Source organism: Lactobacillus sp. M0393 (assembly GCF_016102025.1).
Lineage (GTDB): Bacteria > Bacillota > Bacilli > Lactobacillales > Lactobacillaceae > Lactobacillus > Lactobacillus melliventris.
In genome coordinates, this window is sequence record NZ_JACFPK010000007.1 from 154,144 (window position 1) to 175,258 (window position 21,115).

Annotated in this window: 21 protein-coding genes, 1 pseudogene and 1 riboswitch; of the genes and pseudogenes, 14 read left to right on the top strand and 8 right to left on the bottom strand. The window is 37.9% G+C overall.

The annotated features are described in order from the left end of the window. Positions 1–36 precede the first annotated feature (36 nt). The 3 genes from H3R29_RS07560 to H3R29_RS07570 are packed head-to-tail and all read left to right on the top strand — an operon-like array spanning position 37 to position 1,665. Positions 37–498 carry a LytTR family DNA-binding domain-containing protein gene (locus H3R29_RS07560; protein WP_110446771.1) on the top strand — a complete coding sequence of 154 codons (462 nt, stop codon included), beginning with the start codon at positions 37–39 and terminating at the stop codon, positions 496–498. After that, a complete protein-coding gene (locus H3R29_RS07565) occupies positions 498–1,313 on the top strand; it encodes a LiaF domain-containing protein (protein ID WP_198202969.1) in 816 nt (271 codons plus the stop codon). Before H3R29_RS07560 ends, H3R29_RS07565 begins: the two co-directional genes overlap by 1 nt. Positions 1,314–1,329: 16 nt before the next feature. Beyond that, positions 1,330–1,665 carry a hypothetical protein gene (locus H3R29_RS07570; RefSeq protein WP_198202970.1) on the top strand — a complete coding sequence of 112 codons (336 nt, stop codon included), beginning with the start codon at positions 1,330–1,332 and terminating at the stop codon, positions 1,663–1,665. Between the two features lie 89 nt (positions 1,666–1,754). Here the strand turns inward: H3R29_RS07570 and H3R29_RS07575 are convergent, their stop codons facing one another. Next, on the bottom strand, positions 1,755–2,486 hold the full coding sequence (locus tag H3R29_RS07575; RefSeq protein ID WP_198202971.1) for a LysR family transcriptional regulator: 732 nt from the start codon (positions 2,484–2,486) through the stop codon (positions 1,755–1,757). 105 nt (positions 2,487–2,591) lie between these two features. On the opposite strand from H3R29_RS07575, the gene gap reads away from it, so the two are divergent. Continuing rightward, a complete protein-coding gene (gene gap, locus H3R29_RS07580; RefSeq protein ID WP_110446766.1) occupies positions 2,592–3,611 on the top strand; it encodes a type I glyceraldehyde-3-phosphate dehydrogenase in 1,020 nt (339 codons plus the stop codon). A gap of 99 nt (positions 3,612–3,710) precedes the next feature. On the opposite strand, the gene thiE is transcribed toward gap, so the two are convergent. The 3 genes from thiE to thiM are packed head-to-tail and all read right to left on the bottom strand — an operon-like array spanning position 3,711 to position 5,990. Next, positions 3,711–4,376, bottom strand: coding sequence for a thiamine phosphate synthase (gene thiE / locus H3R29_RS07585; RefSeq protein ID WP_370567393.1), 666 nt, complete (start codon positions 4,374–4,376; stop codon positions 3,711–3,713). Positions 4,377–4,386: 10 nt separating this feature from the next. Beyond that, positions 4,387–5,190 (bottom strand): bifunctional hydroxymethylpyrimidine kinase/phosphomethylpyrimidine kinase, encoded by an 804-nt coding sequence (gene thiD, locus H3R29_RS07590; RefSeq protein WP_198202973.1) that lies wholly within the window; start codon positions 5,188–5,190, stop codon positions 4,387–4,389. A gap of 11 nt (positions 5,191–5,201) precedes the next feature. Beyond that, entirely contained in the window at positions 5,202–5,990 is a 789-nt protein-coding gene (gene thiM, locus H3R29_RS07595) for a hydroxyethylthiazole kinase (RefSeq protein ID WP_110446763.1), read from the bottom strand. A 76-nt stretch (positions 5,991–6,066) separates the two neighbouring features. Then, positions 6,067–6,164, bottom strand: a riboswitch (TPP riboswitch). A 199-nt stretch (positions 6,165–6,363) separates the two neighbouring features. Here thiM and tenA point away from each other — a divergent pair. The 7 genes and pseudogenes from tenA to H3R29_RS09255 all read left to right on the top strand — a co-directional run bounded on the left by tenA (position 6,364) and on the right by H3R29_RS09255 (position 12,386). Continuing rightward, on the top strand, positions 6,364–7,023 hold the full coding sequence (gene tenA / locus H3R29_RS07600) for a thiaminase II (RefSeq protein WP_198202974.1): 660 nt from the start codon (positions 6,364–6,366) through the stop codon (positions 7,021–7,023). Between the two features lie 352 nt (positions 7,024–7,375). Beyond that, a complete protein-coding gene (locus H3R29_RS07605; RefSeq protein ID WP_187157081.1) occupies positions 7,376–7,798 on the top strand; it encodes a helix-turn-helix transcriptional regulator in 423 nt (140 codons plus the stop codon). Next, positions 7,791–8,486, top strand: a complete 696-nt coding sequence (locus H3R29_RS07610) for a Fic family protein (protein ID WP_198202975.1) — start codon at positions 7,791–7,793, stop codon at positions 8,484–8,486. Before H3R29_RS07605 ends, H3R29_RS07610 begins: the two co-directional genes overlap by 8 nt. 17 nt (positions 8,487–8,503) lie before the next feature. Further along, positions 8,504–9,325 (top strand): annotated as a pseudogene (locus tag H3R29_RS07615) (Fic family protein). A gap of 39 nt (positions 9,326–9,364) precedes the next feature. Then, the gene (locus H3R29_RS07620) at positions 9,365–10,339 is read left to right on the top strand and encodes a Fic family protein (RefSeq protein ID WP_198202976.1); all 975 of its coding nucleotides are present in this window, start codon (positions 9,365–9,367) and stop codon (positions 10,337–10,339) included. Positions 10,340–10,980: 641 nt separating this feature from the next. After that, positions 10,981–11,496, top strand: a complete 516-nt coding sequence (locus tag H3R29_RS07625; RefSeq protein ID WP_198202977.1) for a hypothetical protein — start codon at positions 10,981–10,983, stop codon at positions 11,494–11,496. 764 nt (positions 11,497–12,260) lie between these two features. After that, positions 12,261–12,386 carry a hypothetical protein gene (locus H3R29_RS09255; RefSeq protein ID WP_366125492.1) on the top strand — a complete coding sequence of 42 codons (126 nt, stop codon included), beginning with the start codon at positions 12,261–12,263 and terminating at the stop codon, positions 12,384–12,386. 186 nt (positions 12,387–12,572) lie between these two features. On the opposite strand, the gene H3R29_RS09260 is transcribed toward H3R29_RS09255, so the two are convergent. From H3R29_RS09260 to H3R29_RS07645, 4 genes are all read right to left on the bottom strand, one after another. Continuing rightward, complete coding sequence (locus H3R29_RS09260; RefSeq protein WP_366125493.1) at positions 12,573–12,653, bottom strand: putative holin-like toxin; 81 nt, start codon at positions 12,651–12,653, stop codon at positions 12,573–12,575. A gap of 289 nt (positions 12,654–12,942) precedes the next feature. Beyond that, entirely contained in the window at positions 12,943–13,311 is a 369-nt protein-coding gene (locus tag H3R29_RS07635) for a type II toxin-antitoxin system PemK/MazF family toxin (RefSeq protein WP_198202978.1), read from the bottom strand. Then, the gene (locus H3R29_RS07640; protein ID WP_198202979.1) at positions 13,305–13,565 is read right to left on the bottom strand and encodes a hypothetical protein; all 261 of its coding nucleotides are present in this window, start codon (positions 13,563–13,565) and stop codon (positions 13,305–13,307) included. Before H3R29_RS07640 ends, H3R29_RS07635 begins: the two co-directional genes overlap by 7 nt. 311 nt (positions 13,566–13,876) lie before the next feature. Beyond that, a complete protein-coding gene (locus tag H3R29_RS07645) occupies positions 13,877–16,864 on the bottom strand; it encodes a TIM-barrel domain-containing protein (protein ID WP_198202980.1) in 2,988 nt (995 codons plus the stop codon). Positions 16,865–17,021: 157 nt separating this feature from the next. Between H3R29_RS07645 and nagA the strand changes: the two genes are divergently transcribed. From nagA to H3R29_RS07660, 3 genes are all read left to right on the top strand, one after another. After that, positions 17,022–18,176, top strand: a complete 1,155-nt coding sequence (gene nagA, locus H3R29_RS07650; protein ID WP_174794721.1) for an N-acetylglucosamine-6-phosphate deacetylase — start codon at positions 17,022–17,024, stop codon at positions 18,174–18,176. 202 nt (positions 18,177–18,378) lie between these two features. After that, a complete protein-coding gene (locus H3R29_RS07655; RefSeq protein WP_198202981.1) occupies positions 18,379–20,022 on the top strand; it encodes a malolactic enzyme in 1,644 nt (547 codons plus the stop codon). Between the two features lie 6 nt (positions 20,023–20,028). Next, on the top strand, positions 20,029–20,994 hold the full coding sequence (locus H3R29_RS07660) for an AEC family transporter (RefSeq protein WP_198202982.1): 966 nt from the start codon (positions 20,029–20,031) through the stop codon (positions 20,992–20,994). The last annotated feature ends 121 nt before the right edge of the window (positions 20,995–21,115 follow it).

Here is a 21,115-nt window from a genome sequence, read left to right on the forward strand (position 1 = left end):
ATTAAATCATCAAGTGATGAAGGGCAGGTGAGAAGCGTGAAAATAAAAATAGAGCTGGATCCGGATCTGGATAATGATGAAACTAGTGTAACTATCCGTGCTAAAGCTGTGACACCAGAAGTTGAACAAATTTACCGTCAACTTCAAGGTATCAACAGCCATCCTGATCAAATTGAATGTAAAAAAGACAACGTGTCCTATTACTTGAGTATGAACGAAATTTTATTTTTTGAAACAGAAGATAAACAAGTGATTGCACATACTGCGAGGGATGCTTTTACAGTAGATTACAAACTCTATGAATTAGAAAATTTATTAAACAATCAATTCATGCGGGTCTCTAAGTCAACAATTTTAAATTTAAATCAAATTTATGCGTTAACACGTTCGATTTCTAACTGTAAAATTAATTTTCGCGATTCTTATAAAACTGTCTATGTTTCACGTCATTACTACCATAACTTAAATGATAGGTTAAACGAGAGAAGGTCATCATAATGAGAAAAAATAAAATTAGAGAAATATTTTGGGGGATAGCATTAGTGGCTGCTGCTATTTTCTTGGTAATGAACCAGCTGCACCTGTTTGCTTTTCATTTGAAAGTAAGCATGATTATTTGGACTATTGTGTTTGGAGCGGCTTTAATTGAAAGTCTAGCAGATAGAAGCTTGTTTGGTACGACTTTTTCTATTGCTTTTCTCTTAATTGTTTACGCTGAACCATTGCATATTACCAAAATTGTTCCATGGACAGTATTGATTGCTGCATTGCTGATTTATATAGGTTTGACATTAATTTTTAGAAAAAGCTGGTTTTTAGGAGGAAACTACTTTAAACATAAATTTAATCCTAGGGATTACTATGATGATTGGTCAGACTTTGATAAAAGTTATAAAACGACTGATAATAATACCATTAATGACAGTAAAGATTATACAACTGATGGCAATACCATTAATGACAGTAAAGAACATACTGATGGTGAAGATATAGTAATAAATCAGAAGCTGTCATCAGTTTCACGCTATGTTCATTCACAAAATTTACGTAGTGTCATGATTAATTCTTCATTAGGTGAAGTTGAAGTCTACCTTGATCAGGCTAAGGCTGCTGGCGATGTAGTGACAGTAGATATTAACGGTACCATGGGTGAGATTGAAATTTACGTTCCAACTTCATGGAAAGTCAACAGTGATAACTTAAACCTAGCTCTGGGAGAATTAGATATTAATGACGAATCTACCGGTGGCGGTCCTACATTAATGTTAACAGGCCATTTCAGCATGGGTGAAGTTGAAGTTAATTATGTTTAACTTTTGGAAAAATAAAATGGTTAATTTAAAACAATTACATGATTATGTCAAAGAAAATTATGAAGCCGGAAACTATAAAGAAGCTGAAAAAACCTATAAAAAATGGCGTGATACCAATGATTATACCTATCATACAGCAAAAACTGCTGTGAAAAAGAGTTCTCTCAGTAATTATCAAATGGGTTGTGAACAAGCCAAAAAGGACTATGCAGAGAGTCATTCTTTCAAAGCTTTTCCTAAAAAAGGTGTTAACTTAGTTAATCGTGTTACCCAGAATAAAGCAATTGAAATAGAACGCTACATTGACGGCTACAATGATGCCAAGGCCAAAATTTTACGGGCGAAAAAATAATTTTTCTAAAAATTCAATGTACCAGGCTAGAAGTGCCTGGTACATTTTATTTCAATTAGACTTTAAATTGTAAAAATTGGATGTTTTATTTACAGCTGGTAGCGATAAAAATAATAGGGGATATTCCAGCTTTGCGAATCAGCTGCAACTAAATCATCATTCATTAAGTATTTAGGCAATAATGCAGTTGCCTGACCTTTTTTGACCAGCTCTAAAATCATTTCCAGTGAGTCGATTTCAGTGACGCTGTTTTTATTCTGCGTTAATTTGAGAGTCAAGTTACGAAACGGACAATTTATGTCTGCGTTTATGGCAACTGGTACTTTGCCGGCTGTTTTTTTATTGCCTTTTAAAAAGCAGGCTTCTAAATGACTTTTTTTGATTAGCGAATATTTGGGTAGAGTAATAGGGGTAAAAGTCCAGACCATGTCATATGCATGCTTAGTTATTAATTCTTGAATTTCATTGGTATTTTTAATGATAATGTCGTAGTGCTCAAATGAAAATGGTGCTTTTTGGGTAATAATATAGCCAAAAAGCAACTCAGAAATGAGGACTTTGGGCTTGTTAATAGACAAATCCTCTTTCAGGTTTTGGTAGTTTTGTAAAACTTTAGTGGCGAAATCATGCATTTTTTGTCCGTTTTTGGTTGGTTTGACTCCTAAATTAGAACGCACAAAAAGGGGCGTATTCAATTCTTGCTCCAGTGCTTTGAGCCTGGCTGTAATATTGGATTGGGTGTAGCCTAATTTCAGTGCTGCTTTGTTAAGCGATCTAGTTTCATAAATTGTTTGGTAAATATGTAAGTCGTTGAAATTCATGTTGCTCCATATCATTAAAAGTGATAACTCTATTATAAACTTGGATTATGCAAGGCTATTTTATCTTAATATACTAATTTTGTAATCTAAAAGGAGGAACTTATTATGACTACAAAAATTGGTATTAACGGCTTTGGCCGCATTGGCCGACTTGCATTACGGCGAATATATGAAGTGGCCAGTGATGATATCGAAATTGTCGCAATCAATGATTTGACTTCACCAGCTATGTTAGCACATTTATTGAAGTATGATACCGCGCATGGCCAATTTCATCATGAAGTAACTGCTACCACTAATAGTATTGTAATTGACGGTAAAAATATTCCGGTTTATGCGGAAAAAGATGCCAGTCAAATTCCGTGGGTCAAAAATGATGGTGTCAAAATAGTGCTTGAATGTACCGGCTTTTACACTTCAACTGCAAAATCACAGGCTCATCTTGATGCCGGTGTTAAAAGAGTATTAATTTCTGCTCCTGCAGGTAACATGAAGACAATTGTCTACAGTGTAAATGATGATCAACTAAATGACTCTGATCAAATTATTTCCGCTGGCTCATGTACCACTAATTGCTTGGCACCGTTAGCACAAGCAATGAACGATGAATTTGGCATTCAGGTAGGAATCATGTCTACCACTCATGCTTATACTGCTTCGCAAATGTTGCAGGATGGACCTGACCGTGGCGGCAATGTCCGTAATGCCCGTGCCGCAGTTGCTAATGTTATTCCCCATTCTACAGGAGCAGCTAAAGCGATAGGACTAGTTATACCTGAATTAGACGGCAAACTTACAGGTATTGCTCAACGAGTCCCTGTTATTTCCGGTTCAATTACTGAACTAGCCGCTATTTTAAAGCAAAAAGTTACAGCTGAAGAGTTTAATGCCAAAATTAAAAAGCACACTGAAGGTAATCCTTCTTTTGGTTATAATGATGATCAGATTGTATCATCAGATATTATTGGTACTGAGTATGGCTCGGTCTTTGATCCGACTCTGACTCAGGTTGAAACTGGTGATGACGGTGCACAATTAGTTAAGGGTTACGCCTGGTATGATAATGAATCCGGCTTTGTAGCTCAAATGATTAGAACACTGCAAAAAGTTGCCCAATTAGGTTAATTATCAATATAACTCATATTTTTACAATTAAAAACTGTTTATCATCAATAAAAAATGGTTCTGCCGAGTGCAGAATCATTTTTGTTTCTTTAAAATATGCTAGTCATTTTTTATCCATGGCGCTGTGAGCATTTGACTAACTGTCTGCTTAATATTATTGCTTTGAGCAATCATTGAGATTACTGCAGCCCCAGCTGCCTTAGTTTTAGCGATTGCGCTTAAGTCGCTAGCGGTAATCCCACCAATAGCAACAATTGGCCGAGTAGCATTTTTGACCAGTTGGCTTAAGCCGGCAATACCAATTTCGGGGTCGGCATCACTTTTAGACTGGGTGGCATAAATTGGGCCACTGCCATAATAATCAATTCCGCTAATTTTATTGGCTTGTTCAACTTGCGTTGAATTCGAACAGGAATAGCCGATAATCATTTGCTCGCCAACTTCTTTAATAACCTGTTTTATTTCTTCATCACTTTGACCAACATGGACGCCCTCGGCATGAACTTGTTGGGCGAGCTGAACATCATCATCAATGAAGAAGGGCACGTGATACGCATAACACAATTGATGCAGCTTTTGCGCCATAGGCAGTCTCTCAGTTTTACTTAAAGTTGAATTAGGACCCTTGTCCCGAAACTGAAAAGCCGTGATGCCGGCAGCAAGGGCTTCTGCGACTATACCAGGTAGTGTTTTACCTTTGGGCACATCTTGATTGCCGCAAATAAAATAAGCATGTAAAAAATCAGTGTTAAAGTTTTTCATTATTTCTCCTAAATTACTGAGCCCAATGATTTAAAGGGCCATGACCATGACCAACTTGAATAGTTTCTTTAATAGTTTTGGTAACGTACTTTTTAGCAATTGTAATTGCAGACGGTAAACTTTGACCTAAAGCCAGCTGAGCCGTAATTGCTGCAGCTAAAGTATCACCGGTGCCGTGAGTGCGTTTAGTATGTACTCTGGAACTGCTGACCCAAAGATCAGTACCATCGGCAAATAAAGCATAATCTTTTACTTCTGCGCTATTAGTGTGACCACCTTTAATTAGTACATTTTTAACACCCATATCTTGTAGTTTATGGGCTAATTCAGGAAATTGATCTTGCATTTGCACCTTGATGCCAGTTAAAGTTTCTGCTTCTGGTAAGTTAGGTGTGATTAGATCGGCTAAAGGCAGCAGCTCGTTTTTAACGGTGGCGACAGCATCTTGACTTAATAATGGTGCACCACCCTTAGCAATCATCACGGGATCGATGGTAATGGGGCCAAAGTCATACTTTTGCAGGTTAAGAGCAACTTGGTGAACATGAGCCGCATCGCCCAACATTCCCGTTTTACAAGCACGAATATGAAAATCTGCTGCTAGAGATGCGAATTGGGCGTCAACCATTTCCAGTGGTAGTAAAAAAGATTTTTGGACACCTAAAGTGTTTTGTGCTGTCACTGCTACTACAACAGCTGTTCCAAATACTTTTTGCATTTGAAAAGTTTTAAGGTCAGCCATGATTCCGGCACCACCACCTGAATCTGTACCGGCAATAGTTAAAACCTGGGGGAAAGAATTAATTTTTTCTGTCATCATAAAGTTCCTTAATCAAAATCAGCAATTTGCTTAATATCAGCGACTGTTACTTTATACAAATAATCCATGAGATACATGCCAAAAGTACCTGGTCCAACACCGGGATGATCTTGGACAACCATTTGCCCTGCACAACTGAAAACTAAAGCACCTATTTGAGCTGCTTCAAAAGGATCGTCAGCAACTGCTGTAAAAGCTGTGACGATACTGGTTAACATATCTCCTGAGCCGACATGAGTTTTAAAAAGGGGTGAGCCATTGTGAACATGAGCCAGTCTTTTACCATCACTAATTGTATCTGTAGGACCGCTGGCAATGACCGTACAATGATATTTCTGAGCAGTTTTCATAGCAATATCATCAATATTACCAGAGCCGGAACCTGCATCGATGCCCTTTGAATTCCAGTTGAAGTCACCTAAGGCAGCGATTTCACCAATGTTGCCGCGAATAATACTGGTATGAAAATCCCATAAAAGCTTATCTGCGATTTTGTAGCGATATTCGACTGCACCAACGGCAACAGGATCAAATACTATCGGCTTGTTATATTGCCGTGCTAGGTCTTCTACCTTTTTAATATGATTGATTTGCTCTTTAGTTAAACAGCCAATATTAACTGCCACTGCGGCAGCCATTCGCACTATTTCTTCAGCTTCAGCGACTTCATTGCTCATAATTGGCGAAGCACCAATAGCATTGACAGCATTGGCCACGTCTTGAACTGTCACAAAATTGGCGATGTTAAAAATAACCGGATTTTGCGCTCGTAATTTATCTAATAAGTCTAACTGCATTTTATTACTCCCGACTAAATGTTTTTGAAAAATTTTGATTAATAAAAAAGCCTTGGCACGTGGAAATGCCAAAGCTTAAGCGTTTTTGACACGTTCCTACGCAAGTATTAGCTTACAGGTTCAAAGGGTCTGAAAAAATTCATCTCAGCCAAAAAGGCACCCCTCGTGTTATCGCTTTCAATTATAGCGTATTATACTATTGATTACAATGCTGGGTTAATAAAGATGCTATCTGTATACGCCATAAGTACTAGTATTTTAGCTATTATTAAAAATATGCTAAAAAGCAAAAAAAGCATAGTGATTATAGTTAATTTTGAATAAAGTGTAGTTAGTAATAATTAACAGTTATTTAATTTGGAGGAAAGTAAATATGAAATTCACGGATGAGCTGCATGAAGCAGGGACGGCATTGTGGCATAAAAGTATGGTGCATCCCTTTATTAAGGAGTTGCAAAGTGGCGAACTTCCGATTGCTACTTTTAAATTTTACTTGTTGCAGGATCGCTATTATTTAAGAGAATTTAGCAAGTTGCATGAATTAATTGCAGCAAAAACGGATAATCAGGAAGTAAAGGAATTTTTACTGGCAGGGGCACAAGACTTAAAAGATGTTGAAATATCAGTACGCGGCCATTTTTTTGAAGAATTAAACATAACTGCGTCTGAAATTGCTGAAACTCCGGTGGCGCCAACAGCTTATAACTACGTTAACCATATGCATATGACATTAAATCGATCTGGTGTTAAACCAGCGGTTGCAGCACTTTTACCATGTTACTGGCTCTATCAGGAAATTGGCCAAAAAATGGCAGAAAAGGGCTCACCGGTTTCTTATTATCAGGAATGGATTGATACTTATGATGGCGAATGGTATGGCGCCAACGTAGCAAAAATGCTGCATTTAACCAACTCTTTGGCTGAAAGTGCGACTAATGAAGAACTTGAGCAAATGCAAACTGCGTTTGTGCGCAGCAGCTATTATGAATTGCAGTTTTGGCAGATGGCTTATGAAAAGCAAGATTGGAAGTAACTTTTGCAAAAAGTACTTTTATTTTGTAATAATGCAAATCGGAAATTGCAATTTTAAGTTGAATACCCTACTTGATTTGATAAATGCAATTTACAGCCTGCCAAAACTATTGGTAAAGATTGGAACGATGTGCTAGTTAATAGTAAAAAACAAGAAAATTCTACTAAGCGGAGATACAATTAAATAAAGACAAAACAGATAGTGTTGTGATTTCCAATAAGCAGGTAATACAATCCACAGGTATAGAACTTGAATAGCACTACTTTAAAATCTAATATCGCTTTTTACCATATATCACTATAAAAGTGATTAAATATGGTATAATATAAGTAAGGATATTGGAGGTTTTAAAATGAGTGCAACAATCGTTAAACTACTCAAAAGCAAAAATATAAGCGTCGCTAAAGTCGCTGAGGCCAGCAACGTCCCACTTAGTACTTTAAGAAACTCAATTGTTAAACCAATTGAGACCTGGTCAATTAGGGTCCTTAATGCCTTTGCAATCGCACTTAAAGAGAAGCCAGGAGATTTACTCAATATGCTAGAAACACAACCATATATTTTAGATATAAACGATGAAACGCAGACTATCCAAGGCGTTTTCATTGCTAATAAAGAAATTTACCAACAAATTAGAACTGTCGTGGAAGTCAACCACCTGGAAGGGTGGAATCCTACAGAATCAGATATCCAGAAATTATTTGATGAAGCTATCCAGCCTGATCCAGTAGTGGCTGAGCGCTTTGAAGAAATTTGGGGCAAGGATAATGAATGATTGGATTAGTGAAACCTTGTATTCAAATGGCGTCCTAAAAAATAAGCTCCATATCCATGACCCAAAGGAGTTAGAGAAAAAGGAATATGAGCTATCCGCTCGGAATGCTTTGTTCTTGTTGCAAAAAAAGCCCCAAATAAACGATATCGGAGACCTTAAGAAGGTACACCAATTCTTATTTGGTGAACTATACGATTGGGCCGGTAAATATCGCCCCGGCAATTTCAATAAAAACGGGTATGAATTTTTTGATCATACCAGATTCGATTTTGCCGAAAAAGATATTAATAACATGCTGCACAAGCACCCCGCGGGCAAGCCTTTGGCTAACAAAGACTATGCTGAGCTGCTAGACGCAATTAATTTCATGCACCCGTTTAGAGAGGGCAACGGCCGTAGTTGCAAAGTTTTTCTTTCTGCATACGCGGCTAATCATGGCCAAGTAATTGACTATCCGCGAAGAAACAAAGAGATGATTGAAGCGCAAAATGAAGCTAACGTTGGCAAAATTGCTAAACTGATTAAAGTTGAGAACACCCCCAGCCGCAATCGGGCGTTCCAAGTACTAGCCTCGCAGCAAAGTGCTGGAAAGACACTTAGCCAAGCTGAACTTGCCCAAAAATACGCTGAACAACAGAACAAAGAGCAGCAGGAGTTTGATCAAGATGAAGGCCTTGAATTAGAGTAGAAAGCAGGATAAATCAATTGAAGTATGAAGACAAATTCAGGCTAACGCCTGAAAAAAATAGACGCTTTGCCAAAACCAATCTAAACAAATTAGTCTTCACTAACTCACGCTTTGAAGGCCTGACTACCACCATGCCGCAAACCTAGACAATCATTGATGGCCTGGGTGTTGACGGCATTCCAATCGATGATATTAATATTATTGTTCAATTGAAGCGAGGCTGGCAGTTTGCTATCAATGAAAAAAAGCCCCTGGACTTAAACATGGAAAAGAGGCTTAATGCGATTGTTGCCCGCGATACGGCGGCCTTTCCAGGATATTTGCGTAATGGTTCAGGCGGTGTAGCAACTTACCAGGGCGAGTTTGAACCACCTATGATCGAAGAGAACAAGGAACAGGAATATTTAAAGCAGTTGTTAGTCAGTGATCGTACCGCCACCGATAAGGCACTGACCCTGATGTATCACAATATGCGCCAGCAAATGTTCTACGACGGTAACAAGCGAACCGCCACAATTGCAGCTAACAAGATAATGATTGATAACGGAGCCGGTCTGATTAACGTACCGCTTGACAAGTGGCCCACGTTGCAGCAAAAGCTGGCAGATTATTACTTTTCCAATGACATGACTGACCTCAAGGACTGGACGTATCAAAATGGTATTTTCGGTATGGAGCCAAACTTGCAGGCGCGGGCGGAACATAAAAGTCAGGAATTATCCGAAAGCGATGAAAAAGAAACTATTGCCGAATTCAAAAAGATGCTCAAATCAGCTAAGAAGAGCAAACAGAATAAAAAGCAGCGGGGGCTTGATCGTGACGATGGACTTGAGCTTTAGTTGGCCCAAAATATTAGCTTAAATTAAGAAGGTATTACAATGGAATACGGACAAAAATTAGCTGTGATTACAAACCTAAAAAATAAGATGGATACCTATAGACCATTATCTCCGCTTGAAGTAAAGCAGCTCGAGCAAAATATCAGAATTGAGCATGTATGGTCTTCTGCTGCAATTGAGGGCAACACCATGACCGAGGCTGAAACTGCCGAGATTCTTAACGGCGGGCTAGGCGCAACTATTCACGGTAAGACCATTAAGGAAACACTGGAAATCATTAACTTAAATGAAGCTTATGACTATATGCAAAATTTAGCAATTAAAAAACAGCCAATTCGCAATGAGGATATTAGAAACTTGAACCGAATTGCAACTTTGACAACAATTCAACCGCAAGAAGAAGCCGGTAAGTATCGCAATATTGATGTTTACCCTTATGGTTCAGAATCACGTCCTTACGCCCACTTTTATGAAATACCCGAGAAAATGCAACAATTACAAGCTTGGAGTAATGAAGCACAAGACAAGTTGCACCCGGTGCAGTATGCGACCGACTTGCACCAAAAATTCGTTACTATTCACCCGTTTAAAGATGGCAACGGACGTACAGCACGGCTTTTAATGAACCTAGTCTTAACAGAAAATGGTTATCCAGTGGTTAATGTTAATCCATCTAAACCCGCACGAGAGCAATACATGAAAGCATTAGCTGTTTCCCAGCAGCCCAATAATGATCCTCAACCATTTAGAAATTTGATCGCTGATTATGTAGAAACAGAACTTAAAAATCGGATTTTAAGTCTGCAATATGCTAAAAAAAATGAAGAGGAAGCTCAAAAAGATTTCAAAAACAGTCAACTTGATTGGGACAAGCTACAGAAAGAATATGAGGCATCTAAGAAAAAACAGCAGTCAAAGCCAACCGATAGTCAAGCGAAACTTACTAAAAACTGCGCTGAACAACAGAATAGAAAGAAGCAGGGGCTTGATCATGACGATGGACTTGAGCTTTAATTAGATCCAAAACTTCATTATAGGATCAAGCAATGGTTGGGTCTTTTTTAACTCTTTGTCAAATCCAGTTGATAAAGAATAAATGAATACAATCAAGCAGCTAATCAACAATTGCAGGAATTAAAAGTGGCTTGTTTGCTTCTACTATATTGCTAAGCAAAATTGCTCAAACTGCTATATAGAAAAGGAAAATCAAATTCACACATGCTTAATTTCGTATCAAGACCATAAAAAAGATATTCAGAAGGATTTACTTTGAAAATCACTGGTATATTTGTGGGAAAAAGTAGCAAAAAGCATATTATCCTTAATGATATTTGTGCTGCCAAAAATAATTTTACTAACATGCTGCTAGTCGTGGCCAAGTGATCGACTATCCGAGAAAAAATGAGGAAATGATCAAAGCCTGCATTAATTCCAATTCAATTTTGAATTAATAAAAATAAATTAAAAATATTGTTGACTTTTTATTAATTACATATTATATTGTAATTAATCATATATGATTAAGAAAAGTATATAATAATGCTTTTGCTGTCACAAATACTGTATCAGCAGCTTCTATTGATAATTCCGCTTACGCTCAACCATCTAATGTCTTAAGTCAAGACGTCGTAAACAAAATTGACCCATATGTAGAAGTGAAAAATAATAAATATGTTCTTAATGACGATGTTAAAAAGGTTATTACTTATGCTGAATATGTCTCTGCTCAAGAAGTAATAGCCCATACCAATCAACTTATTAATGGATCATCTTTTGTAATAAATAAAAGCACAAAAACTGCAACTCTAGAATTTGAAATTAATAATTCTGAAAAATCAGTTAGAGTTTTACCATCAACAGAAGATTCCAAAATTCAACCCCGCGCAAATCATCATTTTGGTGTAAATAAGGTTGGATTTGGATGGAATTACATTAGAGTTTTTATAGATAAACGCACTGCTAAAGCTATTGCTTCAGGCGGTCTTACAGGTCTCACAGCTATTATCACCGCTGCTGTTGGCTCTGATGGAGGCCCTATAGTAGCTGCAATTGGTGCTTTTCTAAGTTCGACAATTGGTGACAATATTAAAGGTGGCGTTTGGTTTGATGTTAATTGGATACTTACTGGCATCAATCACTATCCAGTAATTACTCAGTGGGGCTGGCAATAATTCAATTTATAAAAGACAAAATGAATAGAAAGAAAAAGACTGAATCTGATTATTATGAATCGGTGAAATATCGTAACGCATTAGCGTACGGAATATCGACTGGAATTATAGTTTTCATATATCAAATATATTTATCACCTTACATAACTAATAGGTGGACAAATATTTTTGTACAATTTTGCATTATACTTTTGGATATTTTTATAGTTAATTGTGTGCTTCATTGGTATGACCGCAACAAAAAATAATTTAAATCAAATATTTTGTAGTCAATAAATGTGACGTATAACTAGAACTTAGACATCCAATTATTATGCAAAAGCCAATGTACGATTTTGATATTGATACGACCTCTGAAATTAAGATAATTTTTGAGGTCGTATTTTTATGGTTAAATTATCTTAATTTTGGTGGTTAACATTAATTACTAAACGATTTTTCGTATACTTTTTAATTTTAAGTTAGCACCAGTTGTTCATTAGATTACACCCCTTTTGGTCTTCAAAATAAACAGGATTTAACTAAGATTATGAGCGCAATTAAGCATAAGGGAGTCACACTGCATTTTTTCGTCTTTGCGAGGCTTTTTGAAGATTCTAACCTGTAGAGTTGATGAATAACATCATTCTAGAGCTTTATAAGTACCAAACTGAGAGCGAACGTAAGAGAATTAAGGAGCGGAAACGGCAGGACACATCCCAATTGCTAAATCTGAGAGCCGCTATCATGGCCGCAAGCCCAAATTCAATAAGAACAGTCTCCAATTGCAACACGCCTTTAAACTTTACCAAAGTGGTATGACTGATATTGCTGTCAGCAAGGTAACTGGAATCAATCGGATAACATTCAAACGATATAGAGAAAAATTAGGGATTACCCAGATAAGTTAATCAGGTTCTTGTGCAAGATCAGTTTAATCATGCTAGAATATAACTATAGAGAAAAAAGAAGCCTTGCAAAAACAAGACTTCCTCTCTGAATTTCAAGTAGCCGCTTTAAAGGCGGTTAGCTAGATTATAGTTTGGTTAAAGACCAATCCCATAACGTGCTAAAGTTATTGTTGGGACGGTCTTTTTTTATTTGTGTTTGTCGATATAGGTCAACAAGACAATAATAAACGAGGCAAATGTTAGCGCTAATTCTAGCGCATGGTACACACTCAATAGCTGGACACCTTTCTAAAAGATTTCGTGCCATAGGCACCCTCTCCCTTCAAGTGAAACAGCCAGCCGCCCTCACTCAAAACAATTTGCTATCAATTCAAACTTAATTATAGCAAGTATTGCCTTATTCCTAAAAATGATGTGAACCCCAAATTAATTTTTAAAGTAATCGAATATTTAGTCATGAAAAAAGTGCTCCTAATAGTCGGATTAATGTCTAACTATTATGGAGCACTTCACTTTTTGGGTTTTTATTTTAGGTTAAGTAATATTTTGATGAAAATTAGCGCTTATCTAAAATTTGATATGCTTTAGATAGCAAGTTATCCAAATCTTTATCATTAACATGTCCGACAATTTTACCATTTCGACCGGAAAAATCATAATTAGGCATTTGAAAAGTAACTACACTACCAGATATCCCACTGCTGATATCAGCAAGACGATAGTATAGACCACGATTATCTTTTTTAAGATCATGCGTAAGAGGCATGCAGATAACGAGTCCTGTTTTTTGATTATATGCATTATTTGATATCACTATTGCTGGTCTTTGAATATTGCCAGATTGGGGATTATGACCGCCTTCTTCTCGTCCTGCATGTGGTTCAGCATCTATCCAAATAATATCTCCTTGTTTGGGTGCTACCACGGAATATTCTCCTTACCAACCTGCATAGTATCAGGATTACCTACTTTTGCAATTTCTTTTTTAAAATCAATATCATCATAGTCTCCATTAAACCACGGATTAGAGTCAATAGCCTTCTTATAGATTAAAGTATCGTTATCTTTTTGAGTCAAATCAAATCGTTCACCAAGTTTAACTCCCGCCTTACTTGGAACCGTGAGGGCTGTAGAATTACCAACTTTTCTAACAGAAAAGCTACCTAGTTTCTTTTCCATTACTATCAACTCCTTAATTTATGTTAGTACAAGTATACACCACATCCGAGAAGATTTCAATTATATCTCTCCAAAATTTAGGTCATCTTGATTTTAATCAGCAATATAGTCTTAACAGTTATTTTGCATAATTAATAGAAACCATAATCATATTTTCAATTCGATAAAGCCTTAAAACAAAAATACATAGACAAATCATGAGTCAAAGCATAATTAAATGTCTAATATAATTTTTAAATAAAAGAGCCCCAAATTTAGGACAACTTTTAGGAGCTCAGTACATATTAATTTCGCGTTTTTCTTATATTTAGTTATCTTTTTGCCCTGAAAAAGATAATTTCTCTTGCTGCAACAATTGGACCGGATGATTGATAAATCGTCAGATGCACTTTTTTAGCACGCACATCCCGCAAGCCTACTACCTTGTTTTTAGTATCAGCCTTCCACTGTAAGTGGTCTGTGTAAGTAGTGTAGTTTTCACCATCTGTTGAAACAGCAATTGAAACAATAAGAGGATCACCATTATGATCAATATTCCGGGGCACAAAAACCATTCTGCTTAGCTTTTCAACCTTTTCAAAGCTAAAAGTTAATTCCAGCGGTTGTTCAGGTGAAACAGTTTGGCTAGTTTGCCATTCGCTCGCCAATTTCAGGTCAGTCAAATAGGACAGGGGATGGTTTTCTTTACTATCACAGTTGCTGGTTACCTCAATGTTTTCAATCGCATAGTCTTTGGCAGCGTGTTTCGTAATGACACCGAAAAGGTCAGACCATTCAGAAACTTTATTTCTAATGGCATAACGCATCCTAATAATATAGCGGGTATTAGGCGCTAACTCATGAAAAGTAAAACTTTTGCCGGTAATGCCAACATAAAGAAGATTATTAATTTCAATCTGCACGGCACTCTCATGAGGCCAGGCAAGTTCAAATGAATGAGCAGAAATTTTACTTGAATCAACTGCCGGTAGTTTTGGTGACGGCAAGACGCCACTGGTAATTTCGTGTACTAACACGTTTTTGCCATAGTTGAAGTTACGGACTGTGATTTCTATTTCAGTGGCGGTAATATCTCTAGCGGCTAATTTTATTTGCAGTGCAGTCTGCGAATTCTTATGGTATTTTTTAAATTCATCGAGGCCGTAATTAGTATTATAAAAAATACCTTCATGAGCATGATTGAAAGCAGCCAGCGAGCCGTATTCTTCTACGGGGACAACTTGATCATTAATTTTAATAGTTACAGCATCAGGGTAAGAATCGCACATAATTGTCAGACTGGTAGGTTGTTCAACGAATTTCTTTGTCAAGTTACCCTCAGTCGGTGCAATAGTGACCATCAGTTTTTCCTGCTCAACTTTACTGCAGATTTTAGTAGTGTAGCTGTTATTTGCAGCAATTGTCCCATCATCGTCATAGCTAATGGCTTCACTCTGCTCTTGGGGATAAAGTAGAAAATCACGTTTATTCCAGTCAAAAATACTGCCACCCCGAACAAAAACCGGTAGATGCCATAATGGGAAAGTTAAGTTATTGTAGACCTTGCCGCCAGCATATTTTTTACCGGTAAAAAGGTCGATCCACAGCGTTTTTTTGCCTGGCAAATATAAATTATCCTTACGAGAATCACCGTTTTTGTCTTCGCGACCATTCGTAATAGGAGCAATTAAAAGGTTGGGCCCTAACATAAATTCGTTGCCAAACTGAGCTGTATAATTAGCACGCTCATCAGGAAACTCGCTGAATAGTGGTCGCATAATCAGCTCGCCGCTTTTTGCCCGTTCATTTAAGGTATAAATGTAACTGGCTAAATGCTGGCGCAATTTAAGATAAGCCAGATTAATTTCAGTTATTTTCTTATTATAAGCAAACGGGTTTTTACTGAAATTACCTTGATCATCAAAGTTAAATAGTAAAGCGGTAAAACTTTTCCATTCAAAGTCACGGACATTGATTTGCGCATTGCCGCCGCCTTGCAGACCATCAACTGCTGCCCCAACTAAAGGCTGACCGGAAAGATTTGCTCCCAGTAATCCTGCAACTTGATTAGTAATATTGTCCCAATTACCACCGATGTCGCCAAAAATAAGTGCGGCGTTTTTTTGCATGCCGGTACTGCCACTATCAGCTAGCACTAATGGCCGCTCTTTTTGCGATTCACTTTGGAGTTTTGCCGTATCTTGAGCTGCTTGGTCAGCTGCAGTATAAGTAAAGTCAGTTTTTTCAGGTAGATCAACTTCACCCTGATGCCAAAATCCGGGATGAACACCCTGAGTTTGCGCGTATTCATTAAAGAAACTAAGAGCCTGCTCATTTTCGGGTTGCTCACCATAATTAGGGATAAACCAGCTTATTGGAAAATGCATGGCGTGATAGCGATCAATTAGCGCCCTTGCGGAAAACTGGTAGTTCTCTTCGCCATTAAGTGAGGCCTTACCCGAAGCGGCATTTTCATCTTTAGTACGGGTATAATAATTGTTGCCAATTTTGCTGGCATTTCGCTCCTGGGCATGGCTTGGTTGCCATAAGGTCGTGCAGAAATTGCCGATATGGCCGAGACCTAAAGCATATTTAGGCAGTAACATCGGCTTGCCCGTTAAAGTGAAATAGCGCTGTAAAATTTCCTTGGGGGTAGTGCCAAGGAGGTAAAAAGTGTCAAAAACAGCATCTTGATGAGCGAGGACAGTAACTCCCCGCTGAGTTTTACCAAAATCATAGCTTCCCGCTGCAGTGGTATTTCTTAATTCACCATAACCGGCATTCGACCAGAAAAAGGGGACAGGCATAATTACACCGCCTTTTCCCGTTATTTGATCATGCTTAATTGCGATTTTATGGCCTTTATGACTAAAGTAACCATTTTGCAGTCCACCACCGTAGAAAAATTCGTTTTGGTTTTCTGCTAAAAATTCCCGCGTTTCGTTTTCACTAAATTCGAGCGGCTGCGACTGACGCATCCTATTATGATGCAGCGATTCATCAAAAATACTGAGCACAGCCGGATTTTGACCGAAGATAATTTGATAGTTGCCTGTATGAATGATTAAGGAATCGTTGGTAGCTCTGACCTGAGAATTGGTAAAAGCAGTATTATCAAATTGGGACAGCTGAACGTTTGCGGTCCGATTTTCACTAAAATTTTGCTCTGGATCAATTAAAAGGCGAAAAATACCGTCAGCTAAGACGTAAAAGTGCGCAATTTCGCCAGTGGCAAAGTGTAATTCATAATAGTGGTCACACTTGCTGGCACCAGTAAGTGCTCCCAATGAGTGTTTATTTGTTTGCGTATTTTGAATCATGATTTTTGCTTCCTAATTAGTTACCTACACCACTATTATAACTAAAAAACTAAAACTTTCCGTACTATTTGAAATTGAACTGGTAAAGACCAGTTGATTAAGCTAAAATGAAACTATAAGTAAGAGGTTTATTTTATAAAAGAAAGGCCAAAATATTATGACTTATTATATTCATGCAGATAAATTCTTTCTTGAAAATGTAACTGAACAAGGTGGTTACTTAGAAGTACAAGATGATGGCAAATTCGGCTTTTATTATACTGAAGACCAAAAGCCGGAAGGTAAAATTATCGATTATAAAGGTAAGTGGATAGCACCGGGACTTGTTGACACTCACGTTCACGGTTCACTAAAAGAAGACGTAATGAAAAGTGACTGGGCGGGAATTAACCACTTGTCAGAAGGCTTCTTGCGTTCAGGTGTTACCAGCTGGTTGCCAACGACTTACACTGCCGGTGCTGATACATTAAGCAAAATTTGTCAGATGTTTGGCGCCCATAAGGGTGAAGAAACTGGTGCTAAAATTCAGGGACTTCACTTTGAGGGCCCATACTTTACTGCAGAACATGCTGGTGCGGAAAACCCTAAATACTTGCTTGACCCTGATATTAACCAGTTTAATCAATGGCGCGAAGAATCAAAAGGACTTTTAAATAAAATTTCTCTTGCTCCTGAAAGAAAAGGTGCTAAAGAATTCATTCGTGCAGCTGTTAAAGAGGGTGTAGTTGTAGCTTTAGGACACTCAAGCGCTACTTTTGCAGAAGCTAAAGCTGGTGTTGAAGCTGGTGCCACTATGTTTACTCATACCTTTAACGGGATGCCTGATCCGTCACACCACGATACATCAATTTCTAACGCGGCAATGGCGCTGCATAACGTGACTGATGAGTTGATCTGTGATGGTCACCATGTTCAAAAAGAAATGGTACGGGCATTAGTTCAACTTAAAGGTGCCGAACATATTTGCTTAATTACGGATTGTATGGAAGCTGGCATGATGCCTGATGGTGACTACATGTTAGGTGAATTGCCGGTTTATGTTAAGGAAGGCATGGCTCGCTTAAAGGGTGGCAATAATTTAGCCGGTAGTATTTTACAATTGAAGACTGCAGTTAAAAACGTTGTTGACTGGAATGTTGCTACGCCGGAAGAAGCAATCATGATGGCCTCTTACGTACCGGCTAAGAGCGCTCATGTTTTGGATAAATGTGGTTCAATTGCTCCTGATAAGGACGCTGATTTCTTAGTATTAAACCCAGATATGACTTTAAGCGAAACTTACTTAAATGGTGAATCACGTTACAAAGCATAAGATAAATGATCGATTAAATTATAAAAAGCCAATTCATCAAGTTGAATTGGCTTTTTGCTTGCTATTATTAACTATATTTAGCTCTTTATTATACACTATACGCTTTTACTATAAGTTAAATTAATTGCACTTTTTTCACCCCGGATATAGTCTAAGAATATAGTACGTGCTATTAATAATTAAATAGACGGAGAGTGAGAAAATGGCTAAAACAGGACAAGATAGGTTGAATGACCCATTTTTGAATAAAGGGACTGCTTTTACAGAAGAGCAGCGAGAACAATATCATTTAGTAGGGATGTTACCGCCAAAGGTGCAGACTCTTGAAGAACAAGCTCGCGAAGTTTATTTACAATACCAGGAAAAATCAACGAATCTAGAAAAACGAATTTTTCTAATGACGATTTTTAATACTAACCGCGTGCTGTTCTTTAAAATTTTTAGTGAACATGTCACTGAATTTATGCCTATTGTGTATGACCCGACAATAGCTGAAACTATTGAAAATTACAGTCATTTGTTTGTGAATCCGCAATATGCCGCATTTCTGTCAATTAATGAACCGGATAAAATGGCAGAAACATTAAAAAATGCGGCTGATGGCCGTGATATAAAACTAATAGTGGTTACTGACGGTGAAGAAATTTTAGGAATTGGTGACTGGGGCACTCAAGGCGTCGACATTTCTGTTGGCAAGTTGATGGTTTATACTGCTGCAGCTGGTGTTGACCCGGCGTGCGTATTGCCCGTAGTTCTTGATGTTGGTACTAATAACGATAAATTACTTAATGATTCGCTTTACTTAGGCAACCATCAGCGTCGGGTGAATGGAGATCCTTATTACCAATTTGTTGATCGCTTTGTGCAAACTGTAGAAAAGCTGTTTCCGGGACTATATTTACATTTTGAGGATTTTGGCCGGGATAATGCTGATAATATTTTAAAACATTATCGTGATCATATTCTAACCTTTAATGATGATATTCAGGGTACTGGAGTCATTGTTTTGGCTGGTATTTTGGGAGCATTGAAGATTAGCGGACAAAAGTTAACAGACCAAAAGTACTTTTGCTTCGGTGCCGGAACAGCTGGTACTGGGATCGTTGAACAGGTCTACGCTGAGATGTTGCAAGCAGGTTTGCAACCTGAAGAAGCACGCAAGCACTTTTACTTAGTGGATAAACAAGGATTGCTTTTTGAAGATACACCTGATTTAACACCAGCGCAGAAGCCATTTGTTAGAAAACGCTCAGAGTTCAGTAATGCTGATCAACTTAAGGACTTAAAGAGCGTTGTGCAAGCAGTTCATCCTGATATTTTAGTAGGAACTTCAACCCGTTCAGGAGCTTTCACTCAGGATATTGTGACGGAAATGGCTGCCCATACCGACCGGCCAATTATTTTCCCATTATCAAACCCAACTCAATTAGCAGAAGCAAAAGCAGAAGATTTAATTCACTGGACTAAGGGCAAAGCCTTGGTAGCGACTGGTATTCCTGCTGATCCAGTTGAATATAATGGCGTCAAGTATGAAATTGGTCAAGCCAACAATGCTTTGGTTTACCCCGGACTTGGTCTTGGTGCTCTAGCAGTTAATGCTAAGATTTTAAGTGATGAAATGATTAGTGTAGCGGCTCACTCACTTGGCGGCATTGTTGATTCCAGTAAACCCGGTGCAGCCGTGTTACCACCTGTGGAAAAACTAAATGTCTTTTCCCAAACTGTAGCAAAAGCTGTGGCTAACAAGGCCATTGCCGACCATCTTAACCAGAACGATTTTCAAGATGGTGAAAAAGCTGTAGCAGCACTTCGCTGGGCGCCTGAATATAAAGATGAGCAGGAGTGAGAATAAATGCAAGCCTTTATTACTTCATTAACTAGCGTTGTTGAGCTGTTACTTGTAATTGCTTTAGGGTATTGGCTGCGCACCAGTGGCAAGCTGGGTGACCAGTTTAAAGGCAATATTTCTTATTTGATTATGAATATTGCTCTGCCTGCTTCAATTTTTGTTTCTGTTTTAAAATATTTGAATCGACAAAAATTGTTCGGCTTAACAGGTGGTCTGATCTATGCCATTATCTGTTTTGCTCTCAGCTATTTGTTTGCCTGGCTATTATGCAAGGTTTTGCGAATTCGCAAGGGTCGTCGTGGTACTTTTATTAATGCCATTACGAACGCCAATACTATTTTTATTGGCCTACCATTAAATATCGCCTTATTTGGGCAAAAAAGTATGCCATACTTTTTAATTTATTATGTGTTAAATACGGTTTCTACCTGGGCAATTGGTGTCTTCTTCATTTCTAGTGATGATCCGACCGCACAAAAGAACAAGCAGCAAAAATTTAACTGGAAAAAGTTGCTGCCAGCGCCACTAGTGGGATTTTTAATAGCCTTGATTTGCTTACTGGTTGAAGTCCCAATTCCTGGCTGGATTACTGCTGTATTGAGCATGGTCGGCGGCATCGTCACCCCAATGTCACTGATCTATATTGGTATTATATTGGCAGATGCCGGCTTAAAATCAATCCACCTCGACCGTGATACTATTTGGGCATTACTAGGTCGTTTTATTCTAGTACCAGCTTTAATGATTATTTTAATTGTTGTTGGTGCTAATTGGTTACCAGCTTTGACTGGTTTAGCTAAACAAACATTAGTTGTGCAATCAGCTACTCCTGCTTTGGCAGTTTTGCCAATCTTAGTGGGTGAATCGCACGGGGATGTGCAATATGCCACCAACGTTGTGACCACCTCAACGGTCTTATTCGTAATTGTTGTTCCACTAGTTTTGGAAATTACCCAAATACTAATATAATTAATAAAAATTTTGTAATATAAAACCCGTCTTTGATTGAAGCTAACCCCTAAAACTGGACGTTAGTTTTATATCGTTTTACTTAAGGCTTGATTCCGATATTGAATCGGAGTTAAGCCTT